General features: G+C 38.3%; 19 protein-coding genes. 13 read left to right on the forward strand and 6 right to left on the reverse strand.

Annotated elements, in window-relative coordinates; translation table 11 throughout:
- Nucleotides 1-226: 226 nt before the first annotated feature.
- Entirely contained in the window at nt 227-634 is a 408-nt protein-coding gene (locus tag ABIB40_RS03965; RefSeq protein ID WP_354356193.1) for a winged helix-turn-helix transcriptional regulator, read from the reverse strand.
- Between the two features lie 102 nt (nt 635-736).
- Between ABIB40_RS03965 and ABIB40_RS03970 the strand changes: the two genes are divergently transcribed.
- The 9 genes from ABIB40_RS03970 to ABIB40_RS04010 all read left to right on the forward strand — a co-directional run bounded on the left by ABIB40_RS03970 (nt 737) and on the right by ABIB40_RS04010 (nt 11,437).
- A complete protein-coding gene (locus ABIB40_RS03970; protein WP_354356195.1) occupies nt 737-1,366 on the forward strand; it encodes an NAD(P)H-dependent oxidoreductase in 630 nt (209 codons plus the stop codon).
- Between the two features lie 311 nt (nt 1,367-1,677).
- Nucleotides 1,678-3,264: a bacillithiol biosynthesis cysteine-adding enzyme BshC gene (bshC, locus tag ABIB40_RS03975; protein WP_354356197.1), complete on the forward strand. Its 1,587-nt coding sequence runs from the start codon at nt 1,678-1,680 to the stop codon at nt 3,262-3,264.
- Between the two features lie 46 nt (nt 3,265-3,310).
- On the forward strand, nt 3,311-4,390 hold the full coding sequence (locus ABIB40_RS03980; RefSeq protein WP_354356199.1) for an Ldh family oxidoreductase: 1,080 nt from the start codon (nt 3,311-3,313) through the stop codon (nt 4,388-4,390).
- 446 nt (nt 4,391-4,836) lie between these two features.
- Nucleotides 4,837-5,916, forward strand: coding sequence for an alkene reductase (locus ABIB40_RS03985; protein ID WP_354356201.1), 1,080 nt, complete (start codon nt 4,837-4,839; stop codon nt 5,914-5,916).
- Between the two features lie 921 nt (nt 5,917-6,837).
- Entirely contained in the window at nt 6,838-7,536 is a 699-nt protein-coding gene (locus tag ABIB40_RS03990) for a hypothetical protein (RefSeq protein WP_354356203.1), read from the forward strand.
- 81 nt (nt 7,537-7,617) lie between these two features.
- Nucleotides 7,618-8,529, forward strand: a complete 912-nt coding sequence (locus ABIB40_RS03995; protein ID WP_354356204.1) for a hypothetical protein — start codon at nt 7,618-7,620, stop codon at nt 8,527-8,529.
- A gap of 197 nt (nt 8,530-8,726) precedes the next feature.
- The gene (locus ABIB40_RS04000; protein ID WP_354356206.1) at nt 8,727-9,284 is read left to right on the forward strand and encodes a hypothetical protein; all 558 of its coding nucleotides are present in this window, start codon (nt 8,727-8,729) and stop codon (nt 9,282-9,284) included.
- 155 nt (nt 9,285-9,439) lie between these two features.
- A complete protein-coding gene (locus ABIB40_RS04005) occupies nt 9,440-10,879 on the forward strand; it encodes a serpin family protein (RefSeq protein WP_354356208.1) in 1,440 nt (479 codons plus the stop codon).
- A gap of 135 nt (nt 10,880-11,014) precedes the next feature.
- On the forward strand, nt 11,015-11,437 hold the full coding sequence (locus ABIB40_RS04010; protein ID WP_354356210.1) for a hypothetical protein: 423 nt from the start codon (nt 11,015-11,017) through the stop codon (nt 11,435-11,437).
- Nucleotides 11,438-11,544: 107 nt separating this feature from the next.
- Here ABIB40_RS04010 and ABIB40_RS04015 read toward each other — a convergent pair whose 3' ends face one another.
- The 4 genes from ABIB40_RS04015 to pfkA all read right to left on the reverse strand — a co-directional run bounded on the left by ABIB40_RS04015 (nt 11,545) and on the right by pfkA (nt 16,018).
- The gene (locus ABIB40_RS04015) at nt 11,545-12,354 is read right to left on the reverse strand and encodes a M48 family metallopeptidase (RefSeq protein WP_354356212.1); all 810 of its coding nucleotides are present in this window, start codon (nt 12,352-12,354) and stop codon (nt 11,545-11,547) included.
- Nucleotides 12,355-13,176: 822 nt separating this feature from the next.
- Nucleotides 13,177-14,181 carry a type I glyceraldehyde-3-phosphate dehydrogenase gene (gap, locus tag ABIB40_RS04020; protein WP_354356214.1) on the reverse strand — a complete coding sequence of 335 codons (1,005 nt, stop codon included), beginning with the start codon at nt 14,179-14,181 and terminating at the stop codon, nt 13,177-13,179.
- Between the two features lie 6 nt (nt 14,182-14,187).
- A complete protein-coding gene (locus ABIB40_RS04025; RefSeq protein ID WP_354356216.1) occupies nt 14,188-15,030 on the reverse strand; it encodes a hypothetical protein in 843 nt (280 codons plus the stop codon).
- Nucleotide 15,031: 1 nt separating this feature from the next.
- Entirely contained in the window at nt 15,032-16,018 is a 987-nt protein-coding gene (gene pfkA / locus ABIB40_RS04030; protein WP_354356218.1) for a 6-phosphofructokinase, read from the reverse strand.
- 109 nt (nt 16,019-16,127) lie between these two features.
- On the opposite strand from pfkA, the gene ABIB40_RS04035 reads away from it, so the two are divergent.
- Entirely contained in the window at nt 16,128-16,817 is a 690-nt protein-coding gene (locus ABIB40_RS04035) for an NUDIX hydrolase (protein ID WP_354356220.1), read from the forward strand.
- A 67-nt stretch (nt 16,818-16,884) separates the two neighbouring features.
- On the opposite strand, the gene ABIB40_RS04040 is transcribed toward ABIB40_RS04035, so the two are convergent.
- On the reverse strand, nt 16,885-17,754 hold the full coding sequence (locus tag ABIB40_RS04040) for an N-acetylglucosamine kinase (RefSeq protein ID WP_354356222.1): 870 nt from the start codon (nt 17,752-17,754) through the stop codon (nt 16,885-16,887).
- 213 nt (nt 17,755-17,967) lie between these two features.
- Between ABIB40_RS04040 and ABIB40_RS04045 the strand changes: the two genes are divergently transcribed.
- The 3 genes from ABIB40_RS04045 to ABIB40_RS04055 are packed head-to-tail and all read left to right on the forward strand — an operon-like array spanning nt 17,968 to nt 21,116.
- Entirely contained in the window at nt 17,968-18,990 is a 1,023-nt protein-coding gene (locus tag ABIB40_RS04045; RefSeq protein ID WP_354356224.1) for a threonine aldolase family protein, read from the forward strand.
- Between the two features lie 17 nt (nt 18,991-19,007).
- Nucleotides 19,008-20,498: an acetyl-CoA carboxylase biotin carboxylase subunit gene (gene accC, locus ABIB40_RS04050; RefSeq protein WP_354356226.1), complete on the forward strand. Its 1,491-nt coding sequence runs from the start codon at nt 19,008-19,010 to the stop codon at nt 20,496-20,498.
- 33 nt (nt 20,499-20,531) lie between these two features.
- Nucleotides 20,532-21,116: a riboflavin synthase gene (locus ABIB40_RS04055; RefSeq protein ID WP_354356228.1), complete on the forward strand. Its 585-nt coding sequence runs from the start codon at nt 20,532-20,534 to the stop codon at nt 21,114-21,116.
- Nucleotides 21,117-21,255: the final 139 nt, after the last annotated feature.

Raw genomic sequence — 21,255 nt, forward strand, 5'->3', positions numbered from 1 at the left:
AAAAAAGAATAGGCTGGGAAACCGGCCTATTCTTTTTGTTTAAGGCATCTCCTATTTATATTGTATCAATTCTTAACTGCCCCCTACAGCTGGTATCTTTGGCTAAGGGCAAGGGCGTCAATCGTCAAAGCTTGCATTCAAGCAGAGATAATTATTAATTTCCTGCCCGATTTTTTCTTATTTGGACTAACGATACAAAAAAATGCCTGTACTGTTAAAGGTCGTCCTAAGCTTCTAAGTTACTTTTCGTTGTTGTTAATTTTGGTGCTTCTGCTAAAATCTGTTCCTTTTCAGTAACAAGTTTTCTATGCGTAATGCCCCACGCGGCCAAGTTGTTTATCATCGTTTTTAACTCTTTGCCATATTCGGTAAGCTCGTATTCTACGGTAATGGGCTGAGTAGGAAGCACCGTGCGTTTTACCAATTTGTTCAGCTCCATATCTTTTAGTTCTCTGCTCAGCATTTTGCCAGAAATTCCGCTAACATCTCTTAAAATATCTGAATAACGTTTTTTGTTGAAACAAAGAGCAGCAATAATAGAAATTGTCCACCTCCCATTTAAAATGTCCATTGCATCTTTAACCGCCCTAATGGTTTCTTTGCAATCGTAGTTTTCATATATAACTTCTGTCATTTTTTCTCTTGCTACCCCTTTGTCACTATTACTTTTTGTTACTTACTGACAAAAGTAAACATAAATTTCTCATATTTGCAGCTCCAAAAAAGACATTATAAAATGAATTTAATAGAGGATTTGAATTGGCGTTACGCCACTAAAAAGATGAATGGGAAGCTCGTTCCACAAGAAAAATTAGAGTACATTTTAAAAGCTGCCCGCTTGGCCCCTTCATCTTCGGGTTTGCAGCCGTTTAAAATCATCGTAGTAAGCGATAGAGAAAAGCTTGCTGAAATTAGAAAGTTTTCTTTTGACCAGAGTCAGATTACAGATTGTTCACATCTACTTGTGTTTGCTGCCTGGGATGGTTATTCCAATGATCGCATGGGAAAATCCTTAGCGCAAGGCGCTAATGAACGTGGTTTGCCAGAGGATTCTGTAAAAGGTTATCAAAATACCTTATGGGGAATGTACGAGCCTTTAGGGCAAGAGTGGCATCAAAACCATTCGGCTAAGCAAGCGTACATTTCTTTAGGTATTGCGCTTGTAGCTGCGGCAGAGCAAAAGGTAGATGCTACGCCTATGGAAGGTTTTCAAGCACCAATGATGGACGATTTTCTTGGCCTAAAGGAACTTGGTCTTAAAAGTGCCGTAATTATGGCAATTGGCTATCGCGATGAAGAAAATGATTGGTTGGTAAATCTTAAAAAAGTACGTACACCAGAAGAAGAATTTTTTATAGAAATGTAATATATTGAACACTTTTAAGAAGTGACCTAATCCCCATGCAAAAGCTAAATTTTTGATGGGGATTTTTTTTAACTGCGCTGTTTGTTGTTGTCGCAGAGAAATATATGAAAATAGCTGGATTTTGCCACAACTGCGGCACAGGTTTATTAAAAATAAAAAGCGTAACACCTATATCCTAACACCTAAAGCCTAGAACGTCGGCCCAGTTCGCTTTGGTCTTTCAACTTTCTCAGTCTCAACCTCGGTCTCCTTTATGTCAAATGCAAACTGCTTCTATAATTTTCGCTGAAATTTACGTTATTTAGCATCTTATGCAGGCAAAATACATTTCTTATCAAGATACCGCATCGTTTTCTAAACTGGCATTAGATTATATAGACGACCAGCTGCAATTGAAAGATTTCTACAGTTATCGTCCAGAATTAGAAGGCTTAAAAAGCGCTGTAGAAAATCGAGCAGAAACGGGCGATAGAAACATCTTGGTATATGTACTGCAAAAGCAATATGCATCGTTAACACCGAATAAGTCTGTGCTTAAAAACATAGAACTTTTGGCATCCAAAGATACTTTTACAATAACTACCGGCCATCAGCTTAATTTATTTACTGGGCCTCTTTATTTCATTTACAAAATAGTTAGTGCCATTAACCTTGCCCGAGAGCTTAAGATTGCCCAGCCCGATAAAAACTTCGTTCCGGTGTATTGGATGGCTACCGAAGACCACGATTTTGAAGAAATCAACCATGTAAATGTAGATGAGAAAAACATCAGTTGGTTGCAAAGCACCAATGGCGCAACAGGCAGGATGAGTACCAAAACAGTGGCCGCTGCGGTTACTGCCTATAAAGGTTATTTGGGAATAAGCAAAAACGGAAAGCATTTGGCTAAGATGATAGAAGAAGCTTATTTACATCACGATAATTTAGCCGATGCCACACGGTTTTTGGTAAACGAGCTCTTCCAAAAATATGGATTGGTAATTATAAATGCAGACGATAGGCAGCTCAAGGCTGAGTTTCTCGACATTATGCTGGCTGACATTACTAAGCAGAACAGTGCGAGAACTATCGAAGATACTTCAAAGAAATTGGAAGATTTAGGGTATAAGAGCCAAGTAAATGGTCGCGACATCAATTTCTTCTACTTAATAGATAACCTTCGCGAAAGGTTGATTTTTAAAGAAGAGCGGTATTTGGTTAATCATACCGACATTAGTTTTAGCAAAGAGGAATTAGAAAATGAGTTGCAAAATTATCCTGAGCGCTTTAGTCCGAATGTGGTAATGCGGCCATTATACCAAGAAGTTATTTTGCCAAACATCGCCTATATTGGTGGTGGGGCAGAAGTGGCGTATTGGATGCAGCTCAAAGCAAATTTCGATTTCTACAAAGTGCCGTTCCCGGTATTGTTGCTGCGTAACTCAGCCTTGCTGATTGACAGGCGGTCTGCCCAAAATCTCTTCAATCTAGGGTTTAAGTTAGAAGATGTTTTTTTGCCTACAGAAACTTTAAAAAATAACTGGGTGCGCAACAACACCGATGCTACCCTTAGCCTTGCGGATGAAATGCGTGCGATAACCAGTATTTTCGAGCAGATAAAGCTTTCTTCCTACAAAATAGACAAGACGCTTTCTGTGTCTGCCGATACGGCATTGACCAAAACTGAGCATTTGATCACTAATTTAGAAAAGAAATTATTTAGGGCCGAAAAGAGGAAACACAAAACCGCACTCACACAGATAGAAAATGTAAAGAAGCGTTTATTTCCAAACGGCACGCTCCAAGAAAGAACTATGAATTTAGCACCCATGTATGTAAATTACGGCGAGGATTTCTTATCTACTTTGATAGAAAGTTTCGACCCACTTGGTGGCGATTTTACGTTGCTATTGCCTTAGTTTTCTAGACCATTTCCATTATTCCATTTAAAATAGTATAAATTTAATGACCACAATTACCGAATCTAAGCTCAGGGCATTTGCCCAACAAGTTTTTACAAAAATGGGTTGTTCAATCGAACACGCCGTTTTAGCTGCTGATGTTTTGTTAAAATCAGATTTGCGTGGGATAGATTCGCATGGCGTAGCGCGCTTAAAAGGTTATGTGCGTTTATGGGAAAAAGGTAGAATAAATACCCAACCGAATATCAAAATTATACACGAAACGCCAACAACTGCAACGGTTGATGGCGACGCAGGTCTCGGATTAGTTGTTGCTCCTTTTGCTATGGATTTAGCCATCGCAAAAGCAGAGAAATATGGCAGCGGATGGGTTTCGGTAAAAAACTCTAATCATTTCGGCATCGCCGGATATCATGCTTTAAAAGCCGTTGAAAAAGATATGATTGGCATCAGCATGACCAACGCGAGTCCATTGGTAGCGCCAACATTTACTGCCGAGCGTTTGCTTGGTACAAACCCAATGTGTTACGCTTTTCCCGCCGGGAAGTATCCGCCGGTGGTGGTAGATATGGCCACCTCTGCGGCAGCGAATGGAAAACTGGAAATTGCGCAACGCGCCAATGAAGATGTGCCCTCAGGCTGGGTGCAAACCAAAGAAGGAAATGCTTCTACTAATCCAAACGAGCTGAAAGACGGCGGTGCTTTGTTGCCGCTTGGCAGCGATAAGGCACACGGAAGTCATAAAGGTTACGGCTTAGGAGCAACAGTAGATATTTTATCTGCAGTACTTTCTGGCGCCAATTACGGCCCTTGGGTGCCTCCATTTGTGGCTTTTTTAGATCCGCCGACAAACCCAGTTGGCGAAGGAATAGGCCATTTTTTTGGTGCGATGCGCGTAGATGGTTTTCGGCCCATCGAAGATTTTAAAGATCATTTAGACAACTGGATCAGCAGATTTAAATCCGCTGAAAGCATTGATGAAGCACATAAAGTTATCGTACCTGGCGAGCCAGAATACGCCGCAGAACAAGAACGCCGAGAAACTGGGATTCCTATTGTAGATGCTGTGGTAGCAGATTTGAGAGAGATTGCGGAGAAGTTTAAATTAGAATTTCCAGCTTAGATTTTTAACAGATTTTCTTCATGGCGAGGCACTGTCTCTCCCGATTTGTACTTCGGGAAAAAAAATCTTTTGAGGAGCAACAGGCAATGTGTTGTTCTCGAAAACGGAGTTTTAATTTTTTCTTTTATAATAATTCAATGCATTTCCTACCATTTTTCCGGCTGTCTCGTTGAGCCTGTCGAAACGCCTTTCAAATTTACCGATATTTCTTCGACAGGCTCACGATGACATCATTTTTAATGTTTTTAGGATAAGGACCGTTACGTTCAAGAACACTCAGCAAAATATTTTCCGAGCAAAAATAACTGATTTCTGACTTCCGACCTCAGACTACCTTTTTCAATCATGTCAATCACATAAATCCTACAAACCATAATTCAGCATTAATTTGACAAACATTTTCCCTCCGTTTTCAGTATAGTAACTTGAAACAATTTCAACAAAAAATGGAAAATAGATTATTCGAAAAATATCAATCAGACAAACTTTCTTTAAAAAACAGGACCGTTATGGCGCCTATGACCCGGTCTAGAGCTGTAGATAATAATATCGCCAATGAATTAATGGCAACTTATTACGGTCAGCGGGCAGAAGCGGGATTAATTGTAACCGAAGGCACTTCGCCATCTCCCAACGGAATTGGTTATCCACGCATACCCGGAATGTACAATCAAGCACAAGTTGACGGTTGGAAACTAGTAACGGATGAAGTACATAATAAAGGCGGAAAGATATTCTTGCAGTTAATGCATTGCGGAAGGGTAGGGCATCATTTAAACTTGCCGAAAGGGGCAGAAATCTTAGCGCCATCTGCCATTGCAGCAGAAGGTGATATGTACACCGATGCAGAAGGCATGAAAAAGAACGATAAGCCGAGAGCAATGTCCAATACAGAAGTGAAAGAAGCGACTGAAGAATACCTAACCGCAGGTAAACTGGCTGTAGAAGCAGGTTTTGATGGAGTAGAAATTCATGGTGCAAATGGTTATTTGATAGAGCAATTTCTAAACCCAAACAGCAACATCCGTACAGACGAATTTGGAGGAAGTGTAGAAAACAGAACGAAATTTTTATTTGAGGTAGCGCGTAAATTGGTGGAGGTGATTGGCGCAGAGAAAGTTGGTTTACGCCTTTCACCAAACGGGAATTTTAATGATATGAAGTTTTATCCGGAGATGGAAGAAACCTATCATAATATTGCAGTCGAAATGAATAGGCTCGGCCTTGCATACGTACACTTATTGGATCATTCTTCTATGGGAACTTCAAAAATGCCCAATGAAGTGCTGGCAGATGTGCGCAAATCTTTCACCGGAACACTAATACTTTGTGGAGGTTTTGACAAAGATTCTGCTGAAAAATCCTTGGAGAACAACACCGCAGATTTGATCGCTTTTGGTAGACATTATTTGGCCAATCCAGATTTATTGGAACGTTTTAAAGCCAATGCCGAATTGAACAAACCAGATATGGATACATTTTACACGCCAGGTGCAAAAGGTTACACTGATTATCCTAGGATTTAAATAATCGAGATCTTTTCATAAATCTAAAATCCTCAATAATTTTATTGGGGATTTTTTGTGAGATAGCAGTTGCGGTAACCCTCACTTTTTTTAATGCTTTGCAGTTCTTTGCGAGGCACCGCCCGTACCTACTTCTTCGGTGAAGCAATCTCTGAAGCGCAATTTCATAACTCAATGTTAAGTCTTTGTCAGGCTGAGCTTGTCGAAGCCCGCTCAAAAGACAAATATCTATAAATTGTTTGATTACTTAAATAATCCTTCGACAGGCTCAGGATGACACCATTTTAATGATTTTTAGTTTAAGGAGTGCTGTATTCAAGAAGGCTTGATAAAGTATTTTTGAAAGTAAAATAGCTGAGGGCTAACTTCTGACCGCTGACTTCCTTGGTCTTTTTATTTTGATGGTTATTAATCCGCTAATGTATCTAAAGCCTGATAGTAATACTTAAATATGAGCGTTTACGGTTTCCCGTTTTTTTATGTGATATCGGGCAGTTATCTTCGCTGATAATTAACAGGATAAGAGATTTTAAAGACTAATTTATTAGGGTTTTGTGTGGTATGCGCTGAGTTGAGTATTAACAATACGCACGCAGAAGCCTTATTTCATGCTGCGGACAATGAGTTTCACAAATGTAGTTGCGTATATTTGAGAATTATAGTCCGCTGTTCGACATGTTCCGCAGGCGTATGTCGAACTTCTGATAAAATGGATTTGTAATCCTGATCTAAAAGTTTTAATTTCTGCGGATTCGGAAATCCGCCTTGTCGATACTTCGAAATGCGCAAGCTAACATTCCGAAGAGCATCGCTTACGGTTTCCCGTAACAAAATATTGCTTGCGTTTCTTAACTTAGCAAGATTAAAATGCACAATATTTTTACGCTTCCATAACTTAACTCCTGTCTTTAAGCTGTCCAAATGAAAACATTCTTTAAACTAGCTGTACTTGCATCATTTCTAATAGGGTGTACAAATACTAAGTCTGACAATTCTTCCGTATTGAAATTCGAGACTATTCGCAATTATGAAATGATAAGTGAAGTTAAAAGTGAAACAAGCAATAAAGCACAGTTAATAGAATATGCTGTATATAAGGATACTATTTACACTAAAGATGCCCTAAGAATCGCAATTATGGATATCTACAATATTAATAAGGATAAGAAAGCTTTTACTAAGCATGACAATGCCACGGTAATAGGTGTATACTTATTTACATCGAAAGAAGCGTTTAATGATAAAGCCAATTGGATAGCTATGCTAATAAAAAGGCCAGGTAATGCAGAGCCTGAGGTGACTTTTAACAACTTTAAAATTAGTGCCCTAGGAAACGTCGATAATAAAGTCAAGAGTGCAGATGAAATTGAACTTGAAAAGCTTAAGGCATATCTTAAAGAAAGAGGTTTGGAGTTATGTGCCTTTGCTGAAACTTTAAAGAAGATTGAACTTGACAATATCCACAAAGCAGACCATAAGTACCCTGATTATGGGGATAAGCATATGGCCATGGTGGATCGATTAGACGCACAGTCATATCGCGAATTAAGAAAGAAATATAAATTGAGTGAGGATATGCTTGGAGAAGTTGCTGTTTTTGCAATGTCCTATTGCAAATAAAGCACCGTTAATATTAGAAAGAGCTTATCAGTTTAATTAGAGTACAATCGTCAATTTTCACTAGATCATTTATCTCTCAATATGAAATACGCTTTAAAACTATCGTTAGTCGCTTTTTTATTTGGTTGCGGCAATCCTAAGTCAGCTGACAAAAACGGCATACAAATTGGAACAAAATTCTATTCAGTAGATACGCTAGTTTATCTAAGAAAAGAGCCGAGCGAGGTGTCTGCTAAATCAATCGACGAGGGGCTTCCAATAACTTCTAACAACACTGAATATTGTTGCTTAGATAATTCCAATAAAATAATTATCACAGAGATAAAAGGAAAGTGGTGCAAAGTAAAGGTAATAGAACCTGATTGGTTAACCAAACGATATAGTGGTTGGATTGATATAGGTAATGTGATTGAATACGGTTCCGTTGGAAATAGAGCCGTTCATTCTAATTTACCAAGTAAAAAAAATGATGATGACCAGAAATTAGCAAAAACAGAGGAACTAAAAAACAAGATTAAAGATGGAATAAAGGATATAAATCAAGGAGATGACATATCTAATATGGATCTTTCTACACTTCAAAGCATAAACATTGCAGTCTCAGTATTTCAGATTTACTCAAGGCTTGTAAAAGAGGGAAACATAACCCCCGATAAAGATGTTGCATCGCTAACTAGCACTTTAAGGTCAAAGGTTGTCGCTTCCCAAGTCAAATGCTTTCCAAGAATTAGAAAGGCCTACTTCCAGTTGGCTAAAGATAGGCTATGGGAAAACGATGTTTATGTAACTATCAGCGGAAAGGGCAATACTATCCTTAAATTCACGGGAGGATATTTCGCTACAAACTTAAATATTAAAGAAACTCAACAGGCATTACAAGAAATGTTAAAGAAGCTAAGATTCAAGCAAACACAATATCGTTGGTATAAAGGACAAGATGAATATACCCCCTATAAAATTGACTCAAACAACGATTCTGTACTACAGCCTTAATTAACTAGCCACATCCCGCTGTTCGCCATGTTCCGCAGGCACATGTCCAACTTCTGATAAAACGAGCGTTATAATCCCGATCTGAAAATTTTTAATCTCTGTGTATTTGGACATCCGACTGATCAAGGCTCGAATGCGCAAGCTTTCTTTCAGAAGAGCATCGAGAGCATCAAATTAAAACGAAACATTAAGATAAAATGACCGTAGAGAAAACCGTCCTTCAGAAAAAAACCGATAGAGAATTGGAGCAGTACATTCTACCCGACAGCGCCTATGTGCCACAAGCTATAGAATATGCTTTTGAAATACTTAAATCGAGGGGGCGAGTTTTCTCTGTCGATGAATTAGAACGCTTATATGCCTTGATTGAGAAAGGAAACTTAAAAGAAAAAATTGTGGTGCATCAAAATTATATTCTAGCTTCTAATTTAATGTTTGCTTCTGTGGCTTTATGGCTTATAGGTTTATTTGTGCGTTCTGAAACCTTAAACTCCTCTCGCACTGTTTTTATTTCAGTCTTAACACTATCCTTTTCGGTGGGGATTGGGTTTGCAATAAGGGCAGGAGTTGAATCTATTAAGTATTTTTTGTTGGTATCGCTAATTTTTGGTCTGATTGTACTGCCTACTGTTGTTCAAAACCTGTTAAATGCTCCAATAGAGTTGATCATATATGTTATCCAGACCATCATCCAAATAGCTGCTTTAGTTTTGTTGTTTAAAATTCCAAAGGCACGATTGCAAGAGCTTGTTTGAAAAAACTAGTTTAAGAGGTTTATCGTTCGAAATAAAATAAGCCCGCGACACATCAGTATTTCCTCCAAAAATTATGTTTATATTTGATTGAACATCAAGGCAATAATAAATTATCATGCAAAAACGCCTCGGCCTAAACCTCAATCTTAACCTTTATGAGCCTCAAAACCATCGTTCTCATTTTAACCTGCTTCATCTTTTTTAATATCGGCCATTTATCCGCCCAAACCAGAACTAGTAACGGTTTAAACACTTACTCATTGGATTTGTACCAGAATGCAAAAGTGAACAATGAAAATCTTTTACTTTCTCCTATTAGCACATATTACGCGCTCTTAATGGCTTATGATGGTTCGAAAAATAAAACAAAAGCAGCATTTGAGAAAGTGTTGCACTTGCAAAAATCGGATGTTGCAGAAAATGATTATTTAAAAGGTTTTTTAGCTAAAACAGATAGTAGTGCGGCCTTTAAAGTTTCTAATGCCATTTGGTTGGATAATAGAATGCGGGTAAAAAACGGATTTAGAAAAGCCGTCTCTGATAAATATTCCTCAGACTTTAAACGAACAGATTTTACAGATGTTGGGTCTGCCGTTTTGGCAATCAATGGCTGGGTTGATAAGAAGACAAATCACAAAATAGGCGAAATTATAAGTGCGGATGATGTAACTCCGAGCACAAGATTATTACTTTTAAATGCGGTTTATTTTAAAGGAAAATGGCTTAATAAATTTAGCAAAAGCCAAACGAGTGCTGCTACGTTTTTTGCAGATGTAAAAAGCCAGTACAAGGTTGGTTTTATGAAGATGACCGAAAACCTTGCCTATTTTGAAAACGGAGATTATCAGTTTGTATCTAAGCCTTACCAAAACTCAGATTTGTCATTTTGCGTTATTCTTCCCAAAAAGCTATTCGGAATTGAAGAAATAGAACAAAAGATGGATAATGTTTTTTTTAAGAGCATTTTAGATAGCGCCAAGGTTGCAAATACACAACTTTTTATTCCAAAGATAAAATTAGAGTCGAGCGTAGAATTGAGCAATGTATTGAAAAAAGCTGGCTTAACGCCTGCTTTCTCAGAACATGCAGATTTCTCGGGGATAACAGAAACACCTTTAGCGCTGGACAAAGTTATTCATAAAACATTTATCGAACTCGACGAAGAAAAAACAGAGTCTGCTGCGGCAACTGCCGTTACCGTTAGGATTACGGGCTTGCCATCGTACAAGATTTTTAAAGCCGACCATCCGTTCTTGTTTTTTATTATAGACAATAAATCTAAGGCAATTTTATTTATCGGTAGATACGCAAAGCCTACTAATGGAGAAAAGATGGAGACAGAAAATTTAGCCTCTAATTTAGAAAGAAAGAAGACCGAGAAATTTTCGACTGGTAATTTGCATAATTCAGCGTTATTTGTACTTGATGGCAACATCATTTCAGAAGCCGAATTTAATGGCTTAAGTGCAGAAAATATTGAAGCTGTACACGTGTACAAAGATAAAAGCGAGATTGCTAAATATTCGCCAAAGGATTATGATGGTTTGGTTGTCATTACACTAAAGAAAGGAAAGAAGCTATTGAAGACTGATTGATTTACCGCAAAGCTAAGCCTAAAAAGGTAGATTTAAATTAAATTTATGCTTAACTTTATTTACGGGAAAAGTAAATGATAGCCCTCAAATTTACAGGTAAAAATTGAGGTAATAACATTAAGTGGGGATAGCGTAATGAAAATATATATTTTGCCAATAGTCATTATTTTTTTAATCTGCCAGCATGTAAATGCACAATCGAAAGTTGAAATTGCCCATGCTAAAAAGTTATATGCAGGAATTTGGGTGAATAAAAAGGCGAAAAGATACCTTGCGTTTTATTTCGACAAAGAAGTAGATTATATTACGATAAACGATTGGACAGGTAATTCCGACCCAAGTAACAACGAAAATATCGATGCCTATAAGGCATCAATCAGGGGAGACAAACTTATTATGGCCGCAAAAAATGGCGACCACCATGCGCCCTATTGCGAAATAGAAATTACAGACCGTAAATTGGTCTATCGGTGCAACTCAGGTTTAAATTTCAAGGATAATTTTATCAATAAAACCCAGATGGTAAATAATGTTGTTTTTGAACGAGTACGAAAATAATGTGCTAGTTTGATAGTTGCTTTAGCAATATGAAAATTTCGTTAGGACAATCTGTAACAAAAAATCCCTTAGCAGTTGCTAAAGGATTTTATTAAATTTAAACTTTTTTAAGCTTTAAGCTTCGCTGTCGGGAGCATTACAGTTCCGGGATCTTTCCATACGCCGTCTTTTTCAGCTTTCTTTTTGATAGACTGCGCTCTTTGCTCACTGTCGGGGTGCGAACTCATCATTTTTTGAAATGAAGTTGCCTTCGCGCTTCCGCCCAGTAAGGCTAATTTTTTAAAGGCTGTATAAGCGCCAACCACGTTGTACCCATGCTTTTTCATAAAAGCATAAGAGTAATCATCTGCCTGGCTTTCCTGCTTCTTGCTGTGTTTGGCATCTAATATTCCGTTTGCAAGCTCGCCTAATTGACTGTCATTTAACGTTTGCACTGTATTAGAAGATGCAGAGGCAGCATCCATAGCGGCAGCTCGCAAATAGGCGCTTTTTACCGCATCTTTAGAATCCTCGTTTTTAACGTGGCCAATCTCGTGCCCAATAATTGCCAAAAGTTCATCATCGGTCATTATGTCCATTAGCGAAGAAAACACGCGCACGCTTCCATCTGCACACGCAAAGGCATTGATATCCGATACTAAATAGACCTTATAGTTTAAGGGAAGGCCGTCTTCACTTTGGTGTTTGGAAAATAATTTATTCAAACGAACAGTGTAGGGATCTTTAGCCCCGGCCACTTTATTATGGTTGTCCATCCAATCTACACCTTCTTTAGCCACTTTTTGGGCGTCGGCATTAGAAAATGAAAGTGCGGTTACGCCTTTAGAGGCTGCTTTTGCCATTTTACCGAGTTTGATCTGCGCATTGGCGTAAAATGCTACGGCTACAATGAGCGTAGTTGTAATTAGTTTTTTCATGAGGTTTTTATCTGAGGTCTTAAAAATAAGTAAAAGTTATCAAACCAATTGCAGCTGAGAAAAATATATTTTCTCGATTTGCAGACGATGAGTCTGAAAACAAACCACATTGCGTTAACAAGATTGTAAATTCCAGCCTGTTGTTCTATTGTTTTTCGGGGATTCAGAAGTCTACTTAGTCAATTTCTAAATGCACAGGCCAAAATTCTGAAGAGTTTTAAGTTATGGTATTCCAATATCCTATTGATTTATAAACAAAAAGCCTTTTAAACAGAAAAAGAAGGTCTCATCCGAGCACCTTCTTTTTTTTCTAACCAAATATAAACCTGTTATGAGCCAGGCTTTGTCTTGAAACAACAAATTTTAATAAAAGTTTTGTTGTTTGTTTTTTTCTTAAATCAAATGATAAATACTTCCGTTTATCATGATGCAAATATAGATAACTTTTCTTAGTGTAGAAAGTACACTAAGAAAAAATGTGTATTTATTTTGTCATTTTAGTTTTATACAATACTTTATTCTTTAAAAATCCTTTGAAATAAATCATAATACAAAAATAAGACATTAATTTTTATTAAAAGTTAAAATTTGTTAAAGTATAGTTTTTTGAAAGTTAAATAAAAGTGTTTTTGTGTTAAAATTTGCTTTGTATGTTAATTTAATGTTAAATGTATTCTCTTTATTGAATTATTAAAGATTTTTTTTGCTTTAATTTGTTCTTTAGTGAAATAGTGCATTCTAAAGTTGGTTTTCTAACACAAAAAAAAAGGCAACGCTTAAAAACGTTGCCTTTTTGTAAGATTTAATTTAGCTTACTGCTAATTATTTAAGATTTGAATAGTAATCTACGAATTTTGCCAATGCAGAAGAATATCCCCATTCGTTATCGTACCAAGAAACAACCTTAACGAAATGATCGTTTAACGCAATACCTGCGCCTGCATCAAAAATAGAAGCATGATCATCTCCAATAAAATCGCTAGAGACTACGTCATCTTCGGTATATCCCAACACGCCTTTCAAATCGCCTTCTTCTGATGCTTTTTTCATTGCATCTTTAATTTCTTGATAAGTAGCAGGTTTTTCAAGTTTAACTGTAAGATCTACCACAGATACATCGGCAACAGGAACTCTAAATGCCATACCTGTTAATTTTCCTTTAAGCTCTGGTATTACCAAGGTAACCGCTTTTGCTGCACCTGTAGATGATGGGATGATGTTAGAGAAACCACCTCGGCCACCTCTCCAATCTTTGTGTGATGGACCATCTACTGTTTTTTGGGTAGCGGTAACGGCATGCACAGTGCTCATTAAGCCTTCTGCAATTCCCCAATTGTCGTTTAATACCTTGGCAATAGGAGCCAAACAATTGGTTGTGCAAGATGCGTTTGAAACAATGGTTTGATCTGCAGACAATTTATTATGGTTTACACCCATTACATAAGTTGGGATGCTATCGTCTTTTGCAGGTGCTGAAAGAACTACTTTTTTAGCGCCAGCTGCAAGGTGTTTTTCTGCAGCCTCTCTTGTTAAGAATAAGCCTGTAGATTCTATTACCACTTCTACACCAACTTCATCCCATTTAAGGTCTGCTGGGTTTTTTTCTGCAGTTACACGAATGGTTTTTCCGTTAACAACCAAATGGCCGTCTTTTACTTCAACCGTTCCGTCGAACCTGCCATGCGTAGTGTCATATTTTAACATATAAGCCATGTAGTCTGGCTCTATTAAATCGTTTATCGCTACAATATCCAAACCTCTTTTTAATGCTGCCCTGAAAACCAGGCGGCCGATACGGCCAAAGCCGTTTATTCCAATTTTGCTCATTTTTTTTTAATTAGTGAAATGTTTTAATAAATTATGAATGGGTTCTTTAATGATGGTTTTAATGGTTAACTGATGTTTATCTGCTGCAAGTATTAACCGCTCTTCAAACTCAGAGGCTACAATACCCACAAAATGTAGTTCTTCGTCTTTATATTTTGATGCCATGGGCAATGTGTACTTATTTAAATGCTTTTCAAAACCTTCGTCAACTAGCCCAATAATGTAACCGTGATCTTTATGTTGAACGATGAAATCGAAAAAAGAGCTTAAAAAATTATTTGCCTGTGGCTTATTGTATATTTTCTCCAGAATTTGTGGACGATCTAAGCTATACGTACTGTTAAATTTTGTTTCCAGGTCATGTGGCAGTTTTTTTGTCAGATGATTTTTTAGCAACATTTTCCCCAAATAAGTCGCAGAACCCTCGTCGCCCAAGATGTAACCTAGACCAAAATTGTTTTTTACAGGTCTTTTCCCATCAAAATAGGCGCAATTTGCACCATTTCCAATCATCCCAACTATTCCGGTTTTATCAAAGCAAACGGCTTTGGCCGCGCCAAACAGGTCATCTTCTACCGTTATTTTGCTAAACTTAAAAAAGGAAGCTAGCGTGCCTGCCAATTCTTCTTTCCTATCATCTGAAGAGGCACCAGCAGCGAAAAAATATATTTTTTTAATTTCTTCTGCATGATTTACCAACGCTACCTTTTTATTTAAGATCTGTAAAATGGTTTTACGATCTACAAAGCAAGGGTTTAAGCCAGTGGTGTTACAATGGGCCACTACTTTTCCGTTTTGGGTTAATTTCCAAAAGGCAGTTTTAGATCCACTGTATACAATTGCCACCATGTTATATAGAAAGTACTTCTGTCATCTCTAACAGGTCTGGTTCTAATTTGTTTATCTGCGTGGTAATCGCATCATGAATGCTGGTAAGCTTTACCTCGTTTCCAATCAAGCCAGCCATTTTTTCTGTTTCGCCAGCTATAAGCGCATTAACTGCTGCAAAACCAAGTCTGCTGCCCAAAATCCTGTCGAAACTGCTAGGGCTACCACCTCGTTGCAAATGCCCCAAAATAGTCACCTTTGTGTCGTAATGCTTAAAACGCTCGTTTACCTGTCTCGCCATTTCAAAAGCACCACCTTTTTTATGCCCCTCAGAAACAATAACAATGCTGGATGATTTTTTTGTAGAAGCGCCGAGTTCTAATTTTTTAATCAGATCATCTATGGTAGTTTCTTGTTCTGGCAACAACACCACTTCGGCACCGCTGGCAATTGCACTGCGCAACGCAATGCAACCAGAATTTCTTCCCATTACCTCTATAAAAAACAACCTATCATGTGCATCTGCGGTATCTCTAATTTTATCTACAGCGTCTAACACCGTGTTTATCGCGGTGTCATAACCCAAGGTAAAATCAGATCCTGCCAAATCATTATCTATAGTGCCTGGAATTCCAATTACGTTAATTCCATATCGTTCTGAAAAGATTTTAGCTCCCGTAAATGTTCCATCTCCGCCAATGGTTACCAATGCGTCTATATTGTTCTCTTTAACATGCTGGTAGGCCTTGGCCATGCCTTCTTCTGTTTTAAATTCTAAACAGCGGGCAGTTTTAAGGATGGTGCCACCAAGGTGCAAAATGTTGCTCACCGAGCGCGCATCCATTGGTTTTATATTGTTAGTAATTAAACCTTGGTATCCCTGAATTACACCGAACACGTTAAGGCCATTATAAATTCCGGTGCGTACAACCGCTCTAATTGCTGCATTCATTCCGGGCGCATCGCCCCCTGAGGTTAATACAGCTATATTCTTAATTTGTTTGTTCATCTAATCTACGAATATAGTGTGTAATTTTTACACTAAGTAATTTTTTTCTAGTTTTTTTTCTTAATATTGAAAATTATGATGTTAACAGCCTCCACCTAAATAATGTAACTTGGAACAAATTTTACCTCATTTTGATTCTGTATTTTCGATTGATTGTGTCTTGTTTGGTTTCGATGGCAAAGAGCTTAAAATCCTGCTCATCGAAAGAAATGAAGAACCTTTTAAAGACTGGTGGGCTTTGCCGGGCAATATAGTTGGACATAATGAAAGCCTAGATCAATCTGCCGAGCGTATTTTGTATGAGCTGACCGGGCTTAGTGGTATTTATATGGAGCAGTATTATGCTTTTGGCGATCCTGGTCGGCACCCGCAAGGTAGAGTGATCACCTTAGCGTATTATGCTTTGATTAGGTTGGGTGGCGAAAAAGAAGTAGTGCCGAGAAGCAGTTATGCAAAACAGGCAAACTGGATGCCGATTAGCAAGCTCCCTAAATTGGCCTTTGACCACCAAAAGATATACGATAAAGGCTTAGAGAAAATTAAGCGCCGAATTAAGCACCAGCCCATTGCCTTCGAACTATTGCCAGAGAAGTTTACGCTTACCCAGCTGCAACATGTTTATGAGCTGGTTTTGGGCAAAAAATTAGATAAAAGAAATTTTAGAAAGAAGATTACCAGTTTTGGGGTGTTGAAAGAACTTAATGAAAAACAAAAAGGCGTTTCCTATCGTGCTGCTACATTATACCGCTTTGATAAGCGGAAATATGCAAAACTGTTCGGTAAAGAGATTGCTTTTTAAAAAAAAATGGATGGCTAATCGATTAAATCTAAACCATCCATTTTTTAGGAAGAATTTCTATCAGGCACTAGCCTAAGCTGTTCTTTGGCGCAATTTCTAAATGGTAGTCTACCAGGTCGTCTATTGGAGAACGGATAATTTTCCCGATGCCCATTTCATATCTATCGGCAACAATACTTAAAATATCTCTAAAACTGTAACCAACCGATCCTACGCAATTTAAGGTGTAGTTTTTGTAGTTTGGATAATGAACCACCAAGTTTTCGAAAAAAGCGGTAAATGCGTAATCGACAGTTTTAAAGGCATAGTCTTCATAATTATCTTTAAAATCATATAGAAACTTACTAAAACCAGCACAAAAACGATTTGGCAAGGGTTTATTGTAAATATGGTCGTAAATGTCTTCGTTTGTTAAAGCATAGTTGTCATAGAATGCTTCACGCAGACCCTTTGGCATGTAGCCTTTCATGTAATCGCCCAAAAGGCGTTTGCCAATAAAGCAGCCACTTCCCTCATCGCCCAAAAAGTAGCCGAGAGAATCTATGTTCATGGTAATGTCTATACCGTCGTAAAGGCAGGAATTGGTGCCTGTGCCTAAAATTGCAGCAAAACCCGGTTGATCCCCAAGTAAAGCTCGGCTAGAAGCCAGCAAATCATGACCCACAAAAACTTCTGCTTTGGTAAAGACTCTTTTCATGGCATCGGCCACTATTTTAACGTTGGCGGGGGTAGAACAACCAGCTCCGTAATAATAAACCTCGGTAAGTTTGTCGCGTTCCAAGTGGTCTGGAAGCGTTTCGTTTAGAGATTTAACAATGTAGTCCTCCTTAGAGAAATATGGGTTATAACCTTCAGTATTGAAATAAATCTTTCTTCCCGCTTTATTTATCAAACACCAATTGGTTTTGGTAGAGCCGCCGTCTGCAATTACTATCATTGTTCTTTATTTTTGTTTAGTGCGATAAAAGTATAAAAAGTCTTAAATTAACAGCGCTTTTTTTAATAATTATTTAACAATTTAATTATCAACAGGAAATAAACGCCGCATGAAAAGCTTAATTTTTCTCCGAAAATTCTAAAATAGCTAAAATAATCATGTTAAATAGCTTTCTCTTTTTTAAATTACGAAAAATACCAACATTACACTAAAATGAACAAAATAATAGATTTTCGAAGTGATACGGTTACCAAACCATCAGAAGGGATGCTCGATGCCATGCTTCACGCCAAAGTGGGCGACGATGTGTACAATGAAGACGAAACAGTACAAGCTTTAGAACAGAAATTGGCGCGACAATTTAACATGGAGGCAGGTTTATTTTGCCCAAGCGGTACCATGACCAACCAAATAGCCATAAAATGTTTTACCCAACCAATGGACGAGGTAATATGTGATCAAACTGCACATGTGTATAGGTACGAGGTGGGTGGAATTGCCTACCATTCTTCTGCTTCTTTGAGGTTGTTGCACGGCGAACGTGGAATTTTAACGCCAGAGTTGATTGAGCCAGAGGTGAATGACGAAAACATCCACTATCCAAATACCAGTTTGGTGGTGTTAGAAAACACGGTAAACAAAGGTGGCGGTAAATGCTATTCCCTTTCTCAAATTGCGCCCATACACCATTTATGTAATTTAAAAGGGCTGAAAATTCATTTAGATGGTGCCAGGATTTTTAACGCCCTTGCTGCCACAGGCGATGAAGCGCATCAATATGGGCAATATTTTGATGGCATTTCCATCTGTCTATCTAAAGGTTTAGGTGCGCCAGTGGGCTCGGTTTTGCTTGGAAATAAAGAAACCATCGCCAAAGCAAAGAAGATTAGAAAAGCTTTTGGAGGTGGAATGAGACAAGCGGGTTTTTTGGCTGCGGCAGGTATTTATGCGCTAGATAATAACATAGAAAGACTAAAGGACGATCATCATCATGCAAAAACATTGGCCTACGCGCTTGCCGAGTCCAATTATGTACACCATGTGGTTCCGGTAGAAACAAATATTGTTTTGTTTGAGGTAGCCAAGGGCTATGCTGCCAAAACCGTTCAAAAATTTAAAGAGAAGGGAATTTTGTGCAGTACAACAAACCATAGCACCATTAGGCTGGTTACTCATTTAGACATTAGCCCAGCCATGGTTGACGAAACGATAGAGATTATAAGACATTTAAAATAGTGTTAGCTTTTAATGAGATGCCTAAAATTAGTAAAATTTTAATTGCCAATAGGGGAGAAATTGCCTTGCGTATTATGCGCTCTGCACGAGAAATGGGCATTGCAACCGTTGCCGTTTTTTCTGAGGCAGATAGAGGTGCTTTACATGTGCGCTATGCAGATGAGGCCGTTTTTATTGGCCCATCAGCTTCTAGCCAGAGCTATTTAGTGATTGAAAACATCATCGAGGCCTGTAAAAAAACAGGCGCAGAAGCCATTCACCCTGGCTACGGTTTTTTATCAGAGAACGCCAAATTTGCCAAACGAGTTGCCGAAGCTGGCCTGATTTTAATAGGTCCATCTGCGGCTGCGATGGAGACCATGGGGAATAAGCTCGCCGCAAAAGCGGCAGCCCTAAAACATAACATTCCCTTGGTTCCTGGAACAGAAGAAGCCATAACAGATATTGAGGAAGCGAAAAAAAGGGCAAAGGAAGTTGGTTTTCCAATTTTGATAAAGGCAGCAGCCGGCGGCGGTGGCAAAGGAATGCGTATTGTAGAAAAGGCAGAAGATTTTGAGGAGCAGATGAATTTGGCGGTAAGCGAAGCAACATCGGCCTTTGGAGATGGATCTGTGTTTATAGAGCGATATGTTACTTCGCCAAGGCACATAGAGATTCAAGTATTGGGAGATATCCACGGAAACATAGTACATCTATTCGAACGCGAATGTTCCATCCAACGCAGGCACCAGAAAGTAGTAGAGGAAGCGCCATCATCGGTGTTAACGCCTATAATTAGAGCGCAAATGGGCAAATGTGCGGTAGAAGTTGCAAAAGCTGTAGATTACGTTGGCGCAGGTACTGTAGAGTTTATTTTAGACGAAAAGCTAGATTTCTTTTTCTTAGAGATGAACACGCGCTTGCAGGTAGAACATCCTGTTACCGAATTGATTACGGGAATAGATTTGGTTAAAGAGCAAATTAAAATTGCCCGTGGCGAAAAACTTTCTTTCAAGCAAGAAGACCTAGAAATCATCGGCCATGCCATAGAATTAAGGGTGTATGCAGAAGATCCGAGAACTAACTTTTTGCCCGATATTGGCACGCTAAAAACCTATAAAATACCAAAAGGCATTGGGGTGCGCGTAGATGATGGTTTTGAGCAAGGTATGGAAATACCCATTTATTACGATCCGATGATTGCCAAATTGATTGTTTATGGCAATGATAGGGCAGAAGCAATTGAGAGAATGATACGTGCGATTGCCGAATATGAGATTACAGGGATAGAAACTACCTTGCCATTTGGTAATTTTGTAATGTGCCACGAAGCTTTTAGGTCGGGTAATTTTGATACACAATTTGTAGAGAAATACTTTAAGCCAGAGTTGCTAGATGAATATGATGAAATGGAGGCGATGATAGCGGCTGTAATGGCAGCGAAGGTTTATCAAGGCAGCGCGAAATCCACCGATGTAGAAGCAAAGCAAAAGGAATCTAATTGGATCAAAAATAGGCGCAGAAATTAATAAGAATAAGATAAGTTTTTTACCACACACAACATGTTTACCGGAATTATAGAAACTCTTGGGGCTGTTATCGGCATCGAAAAAGAAGAAACTAACCTACATTTTACCGTTTCATCTGCTATAGGCAATGAGCTTAAGATAGATCAGAGCGTTGCCCACAATGGCGTATGTTTAACCGTAGTGGCATTAAATGCTGGCTCGCATACGGTTACAGCGATAGAGGAAACGCTGAATAAAACAAGTTTGGGCATGCTTAAAGTTGGAAGCAAGGTAAATTTGGAGCGGTGCATGCAAATGAATGGGCGGTTAGATGGACATATTGTACAAGGCCATGTAGATCAAACTGCAACTTGCATTAAGCGAAGCCAGTTAGATGGTAGCTGGGAATTTCGTTTTAAATACGATGCAAATATGGGAAATGTAACCGTAGAAAAAGGTTCAGTTTGTATTAACGGAATTAGCTTAACTGTGGTTAATTCTACCGCAAATGAATTCTCGGTTTTTATCATCCCTTACACTTACGAAAATACCAATATGCATGAGATAAACGAGGGCGACACGGTTAATGTGGAGTTTGATATTATTGGTAAATATGTGGCTAGGCTGTTGAGCAAATAAAAAACACGGTAAAAGAGGCAATGGGTTGCTTCTATAATTGGTTTTGGGATTATATTTCGATATCTCGGTCATCTTATCTGTTTGAGACGAATTCAATTCGCCCCGATTAGTTTATATTTTATCACAGAGCGTTTAGTAT

The organism is Pedobacter sp. UYP30 (genome assembly GCF_040547165.1).
Classification (GTDB): domain Bacteria; phylum Bacteroidota; class Bacteroidia; order Sphingobacteriales; family Sphingobacteriaceae; genus Pedobacter.